General features: G+C 68.4%; 1 protein-coding gene. It reads left to right on the top strand.

Going from position 1 to position 1,726, the window contains the following annotated elements; translation table 11 throughout:
* Positions 1 to 1,726, top strand: a 1,726-nt coding sequence (locus VA603_RS10940; RefSeq protein ID WP_323438842.1) for an ATP-binding protein, incomplete at both ends; no start/stop codon positions are given.

The following is a 1,726-nucleotide window of genomic DNA, read 5'->3' as shown; positions in this document are numbered from 1 at the left end:
AGCGAGATCCGCACGCTGCTGGCCGAGCGCGAGGAGATGAGCAAGTGGATCGACCGCGCGCAGAAGGTATCGCTGCTGCTGCTGGTGATCGGCTTCGCGGTGATCGTCGGCACGCTGTGGATGATCGCGCGGGTGGTGGTCGCCCCGATCAACAGCCTGACCGGCAAGATGACGCGGCTGGCCGACGACGACCTGGAGGTGGAGATCGGCGGGCTGGAGCGGGGCGACGAAATCGGCGCCATCGCCCGCGCGCTGGAGGTGTTCCGGCGCAATTCGGTGGCCTCGCGCGATGCCAACTGGATCAAGCTCAGCGTGGGCGAGGTCGGCGCCGAGCTGCAGGCCATGCAGGAGGCCGAGACCTACGGCCAGGCGCTGGTGTCGCAGATCGCGCCGCGCATCGACGCGCCGATCGGCGTGTTCTTCCTCTGGGACGAGGACGAACAGGAACTGCGCCTGCAGGGCAGCTACGGCTTCCAGCGGCGCAAGCACCTGGGCCTGCGGTATGCCATGGGCGATGGCCTGATCGGCCAGGCCGCGCTGGAGCGCAAGCGGATCAGCGTGCAGCAGGTGCCGGATGATTTCTTCGGCGTGCATTCGGCGCTGGGCGAAGCGCAGCCGCGCCAGCTGGTGGCGGTGCCGCTGCTGTTACAGGGGCGCCTGCTCGGCGTGCTGGAGTTCGGCACCTTCGGCCAGTTCACGCACACCCAGGAGGCCTTCCTGGACGCGGTGCTGCCGCAGGCGGCGCTCGGCCTGGAGAACATCCGCGCCTCCGAGCGCACCCGCACCCTGCTCGAACGCACCCGCGCCCAGGCCGAGGAACTGCAGCGCTCGCAGGTGGCCCTGCAGGCCCAGGAAGAGGAGCTGCGCGCCACCAACGAGGAACTGCAGGGCAAGACCGTCGAGCTGGAGGAGCAGGCACAGCGCCTGTCCGCCTCGGAGGAGGAGCTGCGCGTGCAGGCCGAGGAACTGCAGGCCTCCAACGAAGAGCTGCGGCAGAAGACCGAGGTGCTCAACGAGCAGAAGGACGTGCTGCAGGTGCTGCAGCGCGAGACCGAGTTCAAGGCGCAGGAACTGGCACGCGCCAGCCAGTACAAGACCGACTTCCTGGCCAACATGTCGCACGAGCTGCGCACCCCGCTCAACAGCCTGTTGATCCTGTCCAAGGAGCTGGCCGAGAACGAGAGCGGCCACCTGGACGTGGAGGAGGTGGAGGCCGCCGCGGTCATCCACGACTCCGGCTCCAACCTGCTGCGCCTGATCAACGACATCCTGGACCTGTCCAAGATCGAGGCCGGCAAGATGGACGTGCACCGCGAGGAGGTGCGCATCGAGGGCGTCACCCGCGAGGTGCTGCGCCACTTCCGCCACATGGCGGTGGAGAACCGGCTCGAATTCGCCATCGACCTGGACCCGTCGGTGCCGGAAGTGCTGGTCACCGACCGCTCCAAGCTGCAGCAGGTGCTCAACAACCTGCTCGGCAACGCCTTCAAGTTCACCCGCGAGGGCAAGGTGACGCTGCGCCTGGCGCTGGCCGACCACGCGATGCTGACCCGCATCGGCGTGGCCGCCGGCGAGCAGTACATGGCGCTGTCGGTGCAGGACACCGGCATCGGCATTCCGCCGGAGCGCCTGGATTCGATCTTCGAGGCCTTCGAGCAGGTCGACTCGAGCACCAGCCGCCATTACGGTGGCAGCGGCCTGGGCCTGGCCATCGCCCGCCGCCTGG

This window comes from Stenotrophomonas capsici, from assembly GCF_034961085.1.
In the GTDB taxonomy this organism is placed as follows: domain Bacteria; phylum Pseudomonadota; class Gammaproteobacteria; order Xanthomonadales; family Xanthomonadaceae; genus Stenotrophomonas; species Stenotrophomonas capsici.
Note: the sequence above shows the minus strand (reverse complement) of the source record. Positions and strands in the feature narration are given on the sequence as shown.